This is a genomic window from Mesobacillus sp. QJM3NY_10 (genome assembly GCF_056173465.1).
The window spans coordinates 4,732,823-4,747,472 of the sequence record NZ_CM149675.1 but is presented as its reverse complement, the minus strand read 5'-3'; the positions used below and the strand labels follow the sequence as shown (position 1 = coordinate 4,747,472).

The following is a 14,650-nucleotide window of genomic DNA, read 5'->3' as shown; positions in this document are numbered from 1 at the left end:
GATGAATTCCATTTAACTGACAAATATCGTAATAAAATGTCAGCTATTATACATTTTTGTTACATAATGAAGTCTAGTCTTCCCATCGATACATTATATGGTAAAGTATAAAGGTACAATTATCAGATAATAGTTATTTAGAACTAGACTAATAGTGTTTGACCGTTGTAGGAGGATCAGGATGAATAATTTAAAACATAGGCTGTCCAATCTTGCCGGCAAAACATCTAGAGAGATGAAGCCAGCAATAAAAAAGTCAATCATGGCAGCGGTAACTGTAGTTGCTTTGTCTTTTGGTGCAGGGAATTCTGCACTTGCGGCGGATTCAGACTTAACAACAATGTATCATGTTTATGTAAATAATAAATTTGTAGGAACTGTTACAGATAAGGCGCAAGTAGAACAGCTGGTAGAAGATAAGTTGACATCCGTTGAGAAGGATTACGCAGATCTTGATATCGAGCTGGGGTTAGACGTGTCTTTTGTTCCTGAGCAAGTGTTCAGCTCGGCTGCCAATACAAATACAAACGAAGTACTAGATGTTCTTAAAGACGAGTTGAATGTCCAGGCTGAAGCATCCGCTATTGTGATCGGTGAACAGTCTGTTGCTTATGTGAAAGATCAAGAAGCAGCGAATGAAGTCCTTAGGACATTAATGCTAGAACACGTTACTGAAGAAGAATTAGCCGAGGTGGAGAGTAGAAAAGAATCTCCTAATCTACCAGTACCCGAAGTAAAAGAAAATGAAACTCTTATAATAGACGTTTATTTAACTCATGAAGTTTCACATGCTGATGAAAAAGTTGATCCTGGAAAAGTACTTTCTATAGGGGAAGCGGTCGAGCTCCTTAAAAAGGGTACTTTAGAGGAACAGAAGTACCAGGTTAAAGAAGGGGATGTGTTAGGAAACATTGCGAATTCACATAACCTGAAGCTTGCTGAATTACTTTCTTTAAATGAAGGTCTTACTGAAGACGCTGTACTAAAACCAGGACAGGAATTGAATGTGACTGTCTTGAAGCCATTCGTTGAAGTCGTGGTCGACCGCCAGGTTTATGAGCAAAAAGAAGTGCCTTTCGAAAGAGAAATAAAAGAAGACTCTTCCATGTTCAAGGGAGATACGAAAAAGCAGCAGGAAGGCCAAGTTGGATTGAAAGGCACTACCTACTCCGTATCTGAACAAAACGGCAAGGTAATCAAGAGAGAAGTTATAAATGAAGAAGTGCTTGAAGAGCCCGTGAAGGAAATCGTTGTCAAAGGAACAAAGGTTGTTCCTTCACGCGGAGATGGAACGTTCGTATGGCCGACAAACGGCGGATATGTATCGAGCCGCCAGGGCTATCGCTGGAGCAGGATGCATAAAGGAATCGATATCGCGAGACCAAGCAACTACACTATCAAGGCTGCTGATAATGGGAACGTAGTATATGCTGGTAATAAAGGTGATGGATACGGCAACAAAATCATCATCGACCACAATAACGGCTACCGCACGATGTATGCACACCTTGCATCCATCTCAGTTAGCGTAGGCCAGACAGTTTCCCGCGGTTCGAGTATCGGGATCATGGGAAGAACAGGTAATTCCACTGGAATTCATCTTCATTTTGAAGTATATCAAAACGGCAAGATTATCGATCCCCTTTCTAAATTAAATCGAAAGTAATTCCATTTATAAAAAAGTCTCTAGTCAAACTAGAGACTTTTTTCATTAGAGATTTGCCTTTAAAATAAAAGTTCGCAATCATAGTTATTTTATTGTTATGGGCAGGATTGGTACAATTGGGAGGAGAAGAATATAAGTTATATAACAGAAAAATTCAGTTTTTCTCCGATTTACAGTAAAATAGATAAGATAGCATTTTTATAAAGAGAAGATTATTACTAGACGATAGATAAATTTGTACTTTAAAGGAGAATTGGTATGGAGAAAAAAATCCTGGTAGTTGACGATGAGAAACCAATTGCAGATATTCTACAGTTCAATCTGAAAAAAGAGGGTTACGATGTTTACTGTGCATATGATGGAAACCAGGCAGTTGAGATGGTGGAGGAAATCCAGCCTGACTTGATCCTGCTGGATATTATGCTGCCTATGCGTGATGGCATGGAGGTCTGCCGTGAAGTCCGCAAAAAATACGATATGCCGATTATCATGCTGACTGCTAAAGACTCTGAAATTGATAAAGTGCTTGGACTTGAGCTTGGGGCAGATGACTATGTCACGAAGCCATTCAGCACAAGAGAATTGATTGCCAGGGTAAAAGCAAACCTACGCCGCCATCAGCAGAATGCGATCAAGGAAGATGAGCAAGAAGAATCGAATGAAATTGCGGTTGGCTCCTTGACCATCCACCCTGATGCATATGTTGTCTCCAAAAGAGGAGAGACGATTGAATTGACGCATCGTGAATTTGAGCTTCTTCACTACCTTGCCAAGCATATTGGACAAGTCATGACAAGGGAGCACCTGCTGCAAACCGTGTGGGGCTATGATTACTATGGTGATGTCCGTACAGTAGACGTAACGGTAAGACGTCTGCGTGAAAAAATTGAGGATAATCCAAGCCATCCGACATGGATCGTGACAAGACGAGGAGTAGGATATTATTTAAGAAACTCTGAGCAGGAGTAAGGACAGGAATGAAAAAGGTAGGTTTCTTTCGATCCATTCATCTTAAATTTGTAATTATATACGTCCTGCTTATTCTCGTTGCCATGCAAATCATCGGAGTTTACTTTGTCCGCAAACTTGAGACGACCCTGATGACGAATTACCAGGAATCTGTAAAATCCCGTGTGGACCTGCTGATTTATGATATACAGGAAGAGCTGGTGAAAGAGCGCGGGAAGGAAGATCCCACGAAAGAGGAAGCCATTAGGCAGATTTTAATGGACTATAAGCCCAATGATATTTCTGAAATTCGAGTAGTTGACGGGGGCAGTTTTAAAATACTGGGGACATCAAGCCTGAGCAATCAGGGGATGGTGGGTCAGAGGACTCCTGACGTCAAGATTAAGCGTTCGATCATCACTGAAGAAGATGAAGACGTCATCCAGTTGAAAGCGAACGAAAGAGTTTGGGTTCTTTCAACACCTATCATGCATAACGGTGAAGCGATAGCCGCTGTCTATCTAGTTGCTAATATTGATGATATCTTTGACCAGATGAATGATATCAATACAATCCTCGCTACAGGAACAGCCATTGCCCTGATTTTTACAGCCATTTTGGGAGTCTTGCTGGCACAGACGATTACGAGGCCGATTTCAGATATGCGTAAACAGGCGCTGGCCATGACGCGCGGCAATTTTTCCAGGAAGGTTAAAGTGTATGGCTACGATGAAATCGGTCAACTTGCGATCACCTTTAACAATCTGACGAAAAAACTGCAGGAAGCACAGGCCACAACTGAAGGAGAGAAAAGGAAGCTTTCCTCTGTCATTTCCTATATGACCGACGGTGTCATATCGACAGATCGGAAAGGACGCATCATCCTAATCAATGACCCTGCGACACAGATGCTTGGTGTTCCACGTGAAACAGTGCTTTCGCAGCCATTAGTTTCTGTACTTGGACTGGATGAGAATTATACTTTTGATGATTTGCTTCAGGAGAAAGACTCGATTGTTCTGGATTACAGTACGAAAAGTAAGCCATTCATCCTTCGGGCAAACTTTTCGGTCATACAAAAGGAAAGCGGCTTTGTAAATGGCTTGATTGCAGTCCTATATGATATTACGGAACAAGAAAAAATTGATATGGAGAGACGGGAATTCGTTGCGAATGTTTCCCATGAATTACGGACTCCGCTGACAACGATGCGCAGCTATCTGGAGGCGCTGGCTGAAGGAGCATGGAGGGATGAGGAAATCGCTCCGAACTTCCTTGAAACAACCAGAGGTGAAACAGAGCGGATGATTCGACTTGTCAACGACTTGCTGCAGCTATCAAAACTTGACAGTGTGGATTATCGTCTATCAAAGGAATGGGTAAACTTCCCGGTCTTTTTTAACAGGATCATTGACCGATTCGAAATGACGAAGGAACAAAACGTTTCTTTCAAAAGGGAAATCACGGAGGATGCGATTTTCGTAGAAATAGATGAAGATAAAATCACGCAAGTACTCGATAATATCATTTCTAACGCCATGAAGTATTCACCAGAGGGCGGAACGATTACCTTCAGAGTGAAAGAGCTGGATGACAAGATTGTTGCCAGCATTTCTGATGAAGGCGTTGGCATCCCCAAAGATAACCTTGATAAAATATTTGACCGTTTCTACCGTGTCGATAAAGCCAGGACCCGCAAACTAGGCGGTACAGGCTTAGGGCTGGCTATTGCCAGGGAAATGGTCAATGCCCACGGGGGAAGGATATGGGCAGAAAGTGTGGAAGGAAAAGGTACCACTGTTCAATTTACACTTCCTTATGACCGAAGTGCAGAGGATGATTGGTCATGACATATGAAAATATAAAATCAGTTATTTTAACATTTCTCGTGATTCTGAGCGGGTTATTAACCTGGAACATTTGGACGTATCAGCCGGACTATGAGAATGTAAACAATCAAGAGACTGTTGAAGAAGTAAGTATTGCCACGCAGAAAGAACTAAAAAAAATCGTCAAGCCGCATCAGATAATATATCATGTGGGTCGAAACCAGTTTGGTTCGGTAGACAATGACTATATTGATGATATAATCGGAGTTATTTCAAAATGGAAGTATTTTGATATCGAAAAGTACCCTGGGCGAATAAGTGAATTTAATGAAAAGATTGCTCAGGGGGAGAATACCGAAGTTATTTTCCCAGATGAGGTACCGATTGAACTATATAAAAGGGTCCTCAATATCGATGAAAAGGATATGCCGAAATTTGATTTCGACCGGATCATCATTAATTCAGAGACTCAGCAAAAGCAGGAAGGAATTGTCTATTTCTATTCGCAGAAAAATCAGGAAGCCTATGTCAGCAATGTCAGTCCTTCCTATATAAATGATTTTACGAATCAATTTTATGATTCTGCAAAAAGGCTGACGCCGTATTTCCTTCATAATGTTTCTGATATCAAGAAGATTTACCTGCCAACTGAAAAAGTGAAGATGGTGCTGCACACTTACTACCAGAATCCCCTTGAATCTGAACAATTTAAAGATGCTTTGTTCCCAGACCCGAGCTTTGTACAGCGAAGTATAGTCGATGGAATTGAGGAATATACGGATGATGCCAGTAAGATGATCGTTGACACCGATACAAATATGATTAACTACGTGAATCCTGTCAGGAGTGGCGATTCAGTCATCGGCACCAACAATGTGCTCCAGAAGAGTATCGAGTTTGTTAATAACCATGGTGGCTGGACGGAACCTTATCGATATGTTTATAAAGATGATTTTAACCAGAATGTTCTTTTCCGTCTTTACAGTAAGGAAGGGTATCCTGTTTTCAATCAGATAGGGATGTCAGAGATCTATCAGCATTGGAAACAATCGGAAATCAGCAGATATGTACGCCCAGGGTTCCATCTCGAGCTGCCATTGAATCCGGATGTTGTCACCAAAACATTGCCCTCTGGATATGAAGCGCTGGAATACCTGCAAAGCAAGAAGGACTTTAAGCCTGCGTTGCTGCAAAATCTTATGCCTGGCTATTATATGACCCAGGGACCAGAAAATTCGTTAATCCTGTTGGAGCCAGGCTGGTTTTATTTATACGATCAGGAGTGGCGTCAGCTCATATGGGAGGAGGAATTGAATAATGGATTGGAGTAGAATCAAGACGATCTTTATTCTCACCTTCCTCGTCCTGGATATATATCTCGTGTACCAGTTCAGGAACACAAGGGATGCGACCCAATATGAAATTCTAAAGGAAGCGACCCTTGAGGAAAAGCTGAGAAATGACGATATCACCTATGGTGAACTCCCCGACACAAAAAAGAAAGAACAGTATCTTAGTGTAAGAGCCAAGGTATTCACCTCCGAGGAAACGGAGAAGGTCAAGGGACAGTCTGTCAGTCTGGGAGACGGCACGTCGATTGAAGTTAAGATTGAAAAGCCGTTCAAACTGACGAGCAAGTTCCAGCCGGCTGAACTGTCTGATTTCATAAAAGCGAATATTTTTGCCGGTGAAGAGTATGAGTTCTGGAGCAAAAATGATGAGACAGGGACCATTACGTATTATCAAGAGCATGATAGTAAAACGTTCTATTATAACAGCAATGCGAAACTGACTTTCTTTTTCAACGAAGATAATGAAGTGACTTCGTATAAGCAAACGTATTTGGAAATCATCGATGAACTGTCGGATGCAGAAGAGTTACTGCCGCCATTGAGGGCGCTGGAAACTCTTTATAAAAAAGGTTTGCTCAAGCCGAAGAGTAAAATCACCGATTTTGAATTGGGCTATTCCACTCTTGTTTCATTGACCTCATCCCTTGTAGTGACACCAACGTGGAGGATAGAAGTCAATGGCAAGGAAAACCTTTTTGTACATGCAATTGAAGGCCGGGTCATCCCGTTGTCTGACGGAGAAAATAAAATTACGGAGTGAAGAGATATGAGTTTGCATTTTAGTGTTCTCGCCAGCGGGAGTACGGGAAATGCGATCTATGTGGAGACGGAGGGCCAGTCCTTTTTGGTGGATGCCGGATTGAGCGGCAAACAAATGGAGGCTTTATTCAAGCAAATTGGCCGGGAAATGAAAGACCTCTCTGGAATATTAGTGACGCATGAACATAGCGATCATATAAAAGGCATAGGAATCGTTGCCCGTAAGTATAAGCTGCCAATCTATGCGAATGAAAAAACATGGAAAGCGATGGACGGCTTGATTGGGGAAGTCCCGCTTGACCAGAAGTTCTCCTTTGACATGGAGACCATTAAATCTTTTGGCGGATTGGACATAGAATCCTTCGGTGTCTCACATGACGCGGCCGAGCCGATGTTCTACGTATTCCATAAAGACGGCAAAAAACTGGTGCTCATCACAGACACAGGCTATGTCAGCGACCGGATGAAAGGAATCATTTCCAATGCTGATGCGTATGTGTTTGAAAGTAACCATGACGTCCAGATGCTGAGGATGGGGAGATATCCGTGGAGCGTCAAGCGCCGGATCCTGAGCGATTACGGTCATGTCTCGAATGAGGATGCCGCAGTCGCGATGAGCGAAGTCGCTGGAGATAATACAAAACGGATTTATCTAGCCCACTTAAGTACGGATAACAATATGAAGGACCTTGCAAGGATGTCAGTTAGCCAGACCCTCGAAGGAAGGGGCATCTTAGTAGGAGAACAATTCGATTTGATAGATACAGATCCTAAGACTCCGACACCTTTGACAGCAATTTAACTTGTTTATAGAATGAAATTTATAGGTAAAAGGAGTAAATGCATCTGCACTGGGTGCTTTTGCTCCTTTTTATTTTCCCGAGGATAAGAGGGGCTTATGTTTTAGAAATCAGCATTACTGATAGTATAATAATCTATATAAGAATAACTAACGTATCTATTGGTCAATGAAAGGATTGGTGGACATTGGGTTATTATGATCAGGATTATCAAAGCCGGTATAAACCGCAGAACAGAAGTAAAGGCGGCTTTTTCTGGGCCAGCCTGGCAGGTGCTATCATAGGTGCATTATTGGTGATCTTCTCAATTCCTATATTGGCTAACTTGGATGTGCTGCCATATAAAATTGAACCTCATAATCAAACAGCGGCAACTGACGAAGAGCCTTCTGAAGAAAGTGAAGAAGGCAAAACTACTAAAAAGAATGTATCGATTGATGTATACTCGCAAATTACGGACGCAGTCGACAAAGCTGGAGATGCAGTAGTCGGCATTACGAATATCCAGGGGAGCACAAGCTTCTGGGGCGAATCCCAGGAATCAGGCGGAACAGGATCTGGTGTAGTTTATAAAAAGGAAGGTGACAAAGCCTATATTGTCACAAACCACCATGTCGTAGCGGAAGCCTCCGAACTTGAGGTCAGCCTGAGTGATGGCACGAAAATTCCCGCCAGGCTTTTAGGAAGTGATATCTGGACCGATCTGGCTGTATTGGAAGTACCAGCTGACGAAATTAAAGTCGTAGCCGAATTTGGCAACTCAGATAAGCTGAAGCCTGGTGAGCCAGTCATTGCGATTGGTAATCCGCTCGGACTTACTTTTTCAGGTTCTGTTACACAGGGAATTATCTCTGGTTTAGAACGTGCGATTCCAGTCGATATCAATCAGGATGGAACTCCCGATTGGCAGGCAGAAGTTTTACAGACAGATGCAGCGATTAACCCCGGCAACAGCGGAGGGGCCTTGATCAATATCGAAGGCCAGGTGATAGGTATTAACTCAATGAAAATCGCCCAGAGTGCTGTCGAAGGAATTGGATTATCTATTCCCATTAATTATGCTGCACCTATTATTGAAGACCTAGAGAAGACTGGGGAAGTAAAACGTCCATTCATGGGTGTAGAATTAGCTTCCGTAAATGAAATTTCAGCCTACCACCAGGAAAACACGTTGAAGCTGCCGAAGGAAATTACCTATGGTGTTGCAGTTAGAGGCGTACAGCCCAATTCTCCTTCAGCCCAGGCAGGATTGAAGGAGTATGACGTCATTGTTGAAATGGATGGCGAGGAAATCCGGGATGTGGTTGATCTGCGCAAGCATCTTTACAATAAAAAGAAGGTTGGCGATGACATGCAGGTCAAGTATTACCGAAATGGCCAACTGGAAGAAACAACAATGAAGTTAGGCGGAGAAACATTATAGGAGTTGTGGATAATGACAGGAGGCGAAATGCTTCCTGTTTTTTTGTGTTAAAATGGTCTTTGTGGATAAATTTAAAAGTGAATTTAAGCAAATGATAATCATATAAAAAGAAGCTGAAAGGATGAGTGTTATGAAGTATTGCTGCGGTGAACATGTTGAATTAGCGCTGGATGAAGCGGTTGATGAGTTTGAGGTAGCACCACAATTAACAAAGTTAGAGTCTGTTGATAAGTCGGAGTTTGTCTGTGGATACTGTGGACAACCTGCTGTATATATTGTGGCGAACGAATGATCGCCTACTAAATGTGGATAGTGATGTGAATATGTGGATAACTATTGTGGATATCTTGTTTGTAAACTGTTTGTAATCTGTTTGTAAAGTGGGGATGACTGTGAATATCTCGATCGTAACGGTTGGAAAATTAAAAGAAAAATACCTGAAACAGGGGATTGAGGAGTACCTAAAACGACTCGGAAGCTATGCAAAAGTGGAAGTCATCGAAGTACCAGATGAAAAAGCACCGGAGGAATTGAGCGAAACTGAAATGATCCAGGTCAAGCAAAAAGAGGGCGAACGGATCCTCGCGAAAATTGGACCTGATACCCATGTTATCGCCCTGGCCATTAACGGCAAGCTCAAATCCTCAGAAGAACTTGCAGACACACTCGATAAACTCGCGACGTACGGAAAAAGTAAAATCGCGTTTGTTATCGGCGGATCACTAGGTTTAAGTGCAGAAGTATTAAAAAGATCCGATGAACAACTATCCTTCTCCAAAATGACATTCCCTCACCAATTAATGCGCTTGATCCTCGTTGAGCAAATCTATCGGGCTTACAGGATAAATCGCGGTGAACCGTACCATAAGTAGTGGTAAAACAGAAATTCAGCTAATTATCGATGTTCCATGATGAAATTGTTTAATCTGTAAAAGATATTGAGTGAATAAAACGGCAGCCAGTACAGCCGTTTTATTTAATTATTACTTTTTCTGAAGTCACCTATAAATCCCGATGTTTAAGGATCAGTAATAAATGGAAACACAAGGAATGGAGGGATGAAAATGAAAATACTTATTATTGGTGGAGATGCAGCAGGTATGAGTGCTGCGATGCAAATGGTACGAAACAGCTCTGGACATGAAATCACTGTATTGGAAAAGGGAGGCGTGTATTCATACGGACAATGTGGCCTGCCTTATGTGATCAGTGGGAAGATTGAGTCCACAGATCAGTTAATCGCTCGCACTCAGTCTACTTTTAAAGAGAAATATGGCATTGATGCACGTGTATTTCATGAAGTCCAAAAGGTGGACTCAGAAAATAAGATGGTAAGTGGAATAAACCATAGTAATGGTGAAACGTTCAGTCTTCCATATGACCGCCTTCTGATTGCGACTGGTGTAAGCTCGGTCATTCCAGAGTGGGAAGGTGTGACACTACCAGGTATTTTTTCATTAAAGACCATCCCCGATGCAAAAGCAATCATGGAGTATCTGGAAAGAGATATACAGAATGTGACCGTGATTGGTGGCGGATACATTGGACTTGAAATGGCTGAAAGTTTTGCGGAGCTCGGCAAAAAGGTAACCATCATTGAAAGAAATGAGCAATTAGCCAAAATATTTGATACAGACATGGCTGAACTGATTCATGAAGAAGCAGTAAAGCAAAATATTGTGTTAAAAATGGGTGAATCCGTGGAAGCATTCGGTGGAAGTGACCATGTGGAGACTGTGAAAACCGATAAAGGAGAGTATGAAACAGATTTGGTGCTAGTCGCTGTAGGTGTGAAGCCCAATACTTCTTTTTTAGAAGGAACAGGTATTAAAACCAGTGTAAATGGTGCGATAGAAGTAAATGCCTATATGCAAACCAGTATTGAGGATATCTACGCAGCAGGAGATTGTGCCACACAATATCACCGAGTAAAAGAAAAGGATGATCATGTCCCGTTGGGAACACATGCCAATAAGCAAGGACAAATCGCTGGATTGAACATGGTTGATGTACATAAAACGTTTAAAGGAATTGTAGGTACTTCCATTATTAAGTTCTTCGATTTAACCTTGGGGAGAACAGGGCTATCTGAAACAGAGGCAAAAATAATGAACATCCCCTATGGTTCTGTAACCATTACAGCAACTGATATCGCTGGTTATTATCCGGATGATAAAAAGATGAAATTGAAACTTGTCTATCATAAAGAGACACATAAGGTTCTTGGCGGGCAAATTATTGGGGAAAATGGCGTCGATAAACGGACCGATGTCCTAGCGACAGCAATATTTCATTCTATGACGGCCGATGAGCTTCTCGATTTAGATCTGGCGTATGCGCCCCCGTATAATGGTGTATGGGATCCTGTCCAGCAAGCAGCTAGGAGAGTAAAGTAGCTGGGAACAGCACAAATAAACACTGTCGGCAAGCTCAGTTTTAAGCGAGTTTGCTGACTTTTTAGTGCTGCTTTTCAGAGGTAATGCAATTGGTTACCGAAAAGTACCTAATAAAATATGTATAAACTTAAGCTGAGGTTGGGTTAAGATAAGAGTAGTTGCTTACTTGGAGGATAGAAATGATTAAAATTTTGGCTGATTCAACTTGTGATTTATCGAAGGAAGTACTTGAATTATATGACATTAGCTTAGCCCCGTTGACAATAAATATAGAGGGTAAACTTTATAAAGATCGAGTGGATATTGAGCCAAATGATTTTTATAGTATGTTGGAAGCGTTATCTGAACACCCAACAACAGGGATGCCAAGTCCTGAAGAATACCTTAAGATCATAAAGAAAGCTGTGAATGATGGAAGCAAAGAGATACTATGTGTATGTATGTCTAGCGGGACAAGCGGTGCCTATCAATCAGCTGTGATAGCAAAAGATTATTTCTATGAGGAATCGCCTGATTCGGCTGTTAAAATTCATATAGTCGATTCCAAATGCATGAGTCATGGCAGCGGCTGGTTAATCATGAAGAGTGCGATGATGCGAGAGCAGGGGGCATCATTTGAAGAAATCGTCGATTTTAATGAAACTTACAAAACAAAAGTAAAACACTTCCTTTCTGTTGACGATTTAAATCATTTAATCAAAAGTGGCAGACTCACGAATGCAAGTGCCTTTATCGGTAAGATTCTTATGCTCAAACCAATCATGACGATGAAACAAGGAAAAGGAGCAATCGTTGCAAAGGAAAGAGGCCGTAATAAAGTACTGAAGCATTATGTTCAAGAGTTTATTAAACGAAACGACAAGGAAATGACAGAGTTTATTCTCATTGGCTATACATCGGATCAGAACGTTGCTGAAACGCTAAAAGAAAAAATCCGGGAAGAAGCAGGTTTTTCAGGTGCTATCCATATTATGCAGATGGGAGTTTCTGTTGGAACCCATGTAGGGCCGGGAGCCATATCAATGTTTTTTATAGAGAAATGAGATTAAGTAGCTAAGTAGCAGACAATTAATCGAATGTTAGAATAGTTGTAGAAGAGATACTGTTTATTATAACGGTATCTTTTTTTGAGAGCGGGTATTTATGGAGATTTAGTCACTTCACAAGTTCTGAAGAGTGCAGGATGAGGTTTTTCAATTTTAGCTACCAAAGAGGCAAAACCTAAGTTTTGGTCAACTGTGTTAGGATTATGGTTTTTACTTTTGTTTGTTTCTAAACCATATGGAGAGACTTCTCACTTTTTTACTATGGAAAAATAGTTTATAATTATCAGTAAATAGTAGATATTTTAATGTGTAAGTCATTATAATAGATTATGTTATGGTTTGAACATGGACGGAAAAGGTGTGCTCCTAGGTGAGATCGAATAAGGCGCACCTACTCAAATATAAGGGATAAGGAAGGGTATAATGAGCAACGTACAGAAAGCAACAGACGTTATCTTAATTGGTGCCGGAGTCATGAGTGCGACGTTGGGATCCTTACTGAAAGAGTTAGCACCAGAATGGGACATTAAAGTGTTTGAAAAACTAGCTTCTGCAGGTGAAGAGAGCTCCAATGAGTGGAATAATGCGGGTACTGGGCACGCTGCTCTGTGTGAGTTGAATTATACACCTGAAAAACCCGACGGATCGATAGATATTAGCAAGGCAATTAACGTAAATGAGCAGTTTCAAGTTTCAAGACAATTTTGGTCTTATCTGGTAAAAAGCAATTTGATCCGCAATCCAGAAGAATTTATCAGGCCGCTGCCTCATATGAGTTTAGTAGAAGGCGAAAAAAATGTCGAGTTTTTGAAAAAACGATTTAAAGCGCTTTCAGGTATTCCTATGTTCCAGGGAATGGAATACTCCGAAGACCCTGACAAACTTAAAGAATGGATTCCATTAGTCATGGAAGGCCGTACCTCTAATGATCCGATAGCGGCAACCAAAATTGATTCAGGAACAGATGTTAACTTTGGTGCGTTAACTCGAATGTTATTTGATCATCTGGAGAGTAAGAATGTTGAGATTAACTATAAACATAGTGTTAAAGATATCAATCGTACAAGTGATGGATTATGGGAACTGAAAGTGCAAAACCTAGAAAGCGGTAAAACTGAATATCATACTACGAGGTTCATTTTTATCGGCGGCGGGGGCGGAAGTCTGCCATTACTGCAAAAGACAGGTATTCCTGAATCTAAACATATTGGCGGATTCCCTGTAAGTGGACTGTTCATGGTCTGCAACAATCCAGAAGTAGTAGAACAGCACCATGCAAAGGTATACGGAAAAGCCAAGGTAGGCGCTCCACCGATGTCAGTTCCGCATCTTGATACTAGATTTATCGATAATAAGAAGAGCTTGCTGTTTGGACCGTTTGCCGGTTTCTCACCTAAGTTCCTGAAAACAGGTTCGAATCTGGATTTGATTGGTTCAGTGAAACCGAATAATGTGATTACTATGTTGGCAGCAGGCATGAAAGAAATGGCATTGACTAAGTATCTGATCGAGCAAGTGATGCTCTCTCATGAAAAACGGATGGAAGAACTCCGTGAGTTTATTCCTAATGCCAAGAGCGAGGACTGGGGAATCGTGGTGGCAGGACAGCGTGTCCAGGTCATCAAGGATACCGACACTGGCAAAGGGACACTACAGTTCGGTACAGAGGTTGTAAGCGCCTCTGATGGCTCAGTAGCGGCATTGCTAGGTGCATCCCCTGGTGCGTCCACTGCCGTAAACGTCATGCTGGAAGTGTTAGAAAAATGCTTCCCTGAGCAAATGTTCAATTGGAAGGATAAAATAAAGGAAATGGTCCCTACCTATGGCGTGTCATTAGTGCACAACCCAGAGCTGTTCCATGATATCCATGAATCAACTGCCAAGGTGCTGGGATTAAGCGATAAAGAGAGAGTTTATAGCTGATTTGTTTATGGAAATAGACAGTGAGATGACTAAAAACCTTTAATCCAAGCTGGATTGAAGGTTTTTTTGTTGGGGAGAGAGAGTTCCTATGATATTACGGTTGTAATCCAGTCTGGAGGTATGGCCACATCGTTATTTAGACAGCTTTTAAGGGATACAGATCAATGCTGTCAAGAACGCGTTGTTATTCAGACAGCTTTTGAGAAGGAACGGCCAAAGCTGTCAAGAAAATACCGTTATTGTGACAGGTTTTAGATAGAAGCGCTCAAAGCTGTCAAGAAAATACCGTTATTGTGACAGGTTTCAGGTGAAAGAGGCCAAAGCTGTCAAGAAAAGGCCGTTATTGTGACAGGTTTTAGGTGAAAGAGCTCAATGCTGTCAAGAAAAGGCCGTTATTGTGACAGGTTTCAGGTGAAAGAGCTCAAAGCTGTCAAGAAAATGCTGTTATTGTGACAGGTTTCAGGTGAAAGAGCTCAAAGCTGTCAAGAAAGAGCTGTTATTGTGACAG

Annotated in this window: 12 protein-coding genes; all 12 read left to right on the top strand. The window is 41.6% G+C overall.

All coding sequences use genetic code 11. The features are described from left to right. Positions 1-181 precede the first annotated feature (181 nt). The 12 genes from AC0VX7_RS23645 (at position 182) to AC0VX7_RS23590 (ending at position 14,142) form a co-directional block, all read left to right on the top strand. Positions 182-1,666, top strand: coding sequence for a peptidoglycan DD-metalloendopeptidase family protein (locus tag AC0VX7_RS23645; RefSeq protein ID WP_475426191.1), 1,485 nt, complete (start codon positions 182-184; stop codon positions 1,664-1,666). A gap of 258 nt (positions 1,667-1,924) precedes the next feature. After that, entirely contained in the window at positions 1,925-2,635 is a 711-nt protein-coding gene (gene yycF / locus AC0VX7_RS23640) for a response regulator YycF (RefSeq protein ID WP_475426190.1), read from the top strand. An 8-nt stretch (positions 2,636-2,643) separates the two neighbouring features. Next, positions 2,644-4,464, top strand: a complete 1,821-nt coding sequence (gene walK, locus AC0VX7_RS23635) for a cell wall metabolism sensor histidine kinase WalK (RefSeq protein ID WP_475426189.1) — start codon at positions 2,644-2,646, stop codon at positions 4,462-4,464. Continuing rightward, entirely contained in the window at positions 4,461-5,774 is a 1,314-nt protein-coding gene (locus AC0VX7_RS23630; protein WP_475426188.1) for a YycH family regulatory protein, read from the top strand. The genes walK and AC0VX7_RS23630 overlap by 4 nt, the downstream gene beginning before the upstream one ends. Then, positions 5,761-6,555 (top strand): two-component system regulatory protein YycI, encoded by a 795-nt coding sequence (locus tag AC0VX7_RS23625; RefSeq protein WP_475426187.1) that lies wholly within the window; start codon positions 5,761-5,763, stop codon positions 6,553-6,555. The genes AC0VX7_RS23630 and AC0VX7_RS23625 overlap by 14 nt, the downstream gene beginning before the upstream one ends. 6 nt (positions 6,556-6,561) lie before the next feature. Beyond that, on the top strand, positions 6,562-7,356 hold the full coding sequence (locus tag AC0VX7_RS23620) for an MBL fold metallo-hydrolase (protein ID WP_475426186.1): 795 nt from the start codon (positions 6,562-6,564) through the stop codon (positions 7,354-7,356). A gap of 185 nt (positions 7,357-7,541) precedes the next feature. Further along, on the top strand, positions 7,542-8,777 hold the full coding sequence (locus AC0VX7_RS23615) for a S1C family serine protease (protein WP_475426185.1): 1,236 nt from the start codon (positions 7,542-7,544) through the stop codon (positions 8,775-8,777). Positions 8,778-8,898: 121 nt separating this feature from the next. Beyond that, positions 8,899-9,069 (top strand): CxxH/CxxC protein, encoded by a 171-nt coding sequence (locus tag AC0VX7_RS23610; RefSeq protein WP_475426184.1) that lies wholly within the window; start codon positions 8,899-8,901, stop codon positions 9,067-9,069. A 100-nt stretch (positions 9,070-9,169) separates the two neighbouring features. Further along, positions 9,170-9,649, top strand: a complete 480-nt coding sequence (rlmH, locus tag AC0VX7_RS23605; RefSeq protein WP_475426183.1) for a 23S rRNA (pseudouridine(1915)-N(3))-methyltransferase RlmH — start codon at positions 9,170-9,172, stop codon at positions 9,647-9,649. Between the two features lie 192 nt (positions 9,650-9,841). Continuing rightward, positions 9,842-11,173, top strand: a complete 1,332-nt coding sequence (locus AC0VX7_RS23600; protein ID WP_475426182.1) for a CoA-disulfide reductase — start codon at positions 9,842-9,844, stop codon at positions 11,171-11,173. Between the two features lie 179 nt (positions 11,174-11,352). Beyond that, positions 11,353-12,216, top strand: coding sequence for a DegV family protein (locus AC0VX7_RS23595; RefSeq protein ID WP_475426181.1), 864 nt, complete (start codon positions 11,353-11,355; stop codon positions 12,214-12,216). A 426-nt stretch (positions 12,217-12,642) separates the two neighbouring features. Beyond that, complete coding sequence (locus AC0VX7_RS23590) at positions 12,643-14,142, top strand: malate:quinone oxidoreductase (RefSeq protein ID WP_475426180.1); 1,500 nt, start codon at positions 12,643-12,645, stop codon at positions 14,140-14,142. Positions 14,143-14,650 lie beyond the last annotated feature (508 nt).

Bases quoted from the DNA above. Each gene is read 5' to 3' on its own strand.
- AC0VX7_RS23620 (WP_475426186.1), top strand. From the start codon at position 6,562: ATGAGTTTGCATTTTAGTGTTCTCGCCAGCGGGAGTACGGGAAATGCG.
- AC0VX7_RS23595 (WP_475426181.1), top strand. From the start codon at position 11,353: ATGATTAAAATTTTGGCTGATTCAACTTGTGATTTATCGAAGGAAGTA.
- walK (WP_475426189.1), top strand. From the start codon at position 2,644: ATGAAAAAGGTAGGTTTCTTTCGATCCATTCATCTTAAATTTGTAATT.
- AC0VX7_RS23610 (WP_475426184.1), top strand. From the start codon at position 8,899: ATGAGTGTTATGAAGTATTGCTGCGGTGAACATGTTGAATTAGCGCTG.
- AC0VX7_RS23630 (WP_475426188.1), top strand. From the start codon at position 4,461: ATGACATATGAAAATATAAAATCAGTTATTTTAACATTTCTCGTGATT.
- yycF (WP_475426190.1), top strand. From the start codon at position 1,925: ATGGAGAAAAAAATCCTGGTAGTTGACGATGAGAAACCAATTGCAGAT.
- AC0VX7_RS23600 (WP_475426182.1), top strand. From the start codon at position 9,842: ATGAAAATACTTATTATTGGTGGAGATGCAGCAGGTATGAGTGCTGCG.
- AC0VX7_RS23645 (WP_475426191.1), top strand. From the start codon at position 182: ATGAATAATTTAAAACATAGGCTGTCCAATCTTGCCGGCAAAACATCT.
- AC0VX7_RS23625 (WP_475426187.1), top strand. From the start codon at position 5,761: ATGGATTGGAGTAGAATCAAGACGATCTTTATTCTCACCTTCCTCGTC.
- AC0VX7_RS23590 (WP_475426180.1), top strand. From the start codon at position 12,643: ATGAGCAACGTACAGAAAGCAACAGACGTTATCTTAATTGGTGCCGGA.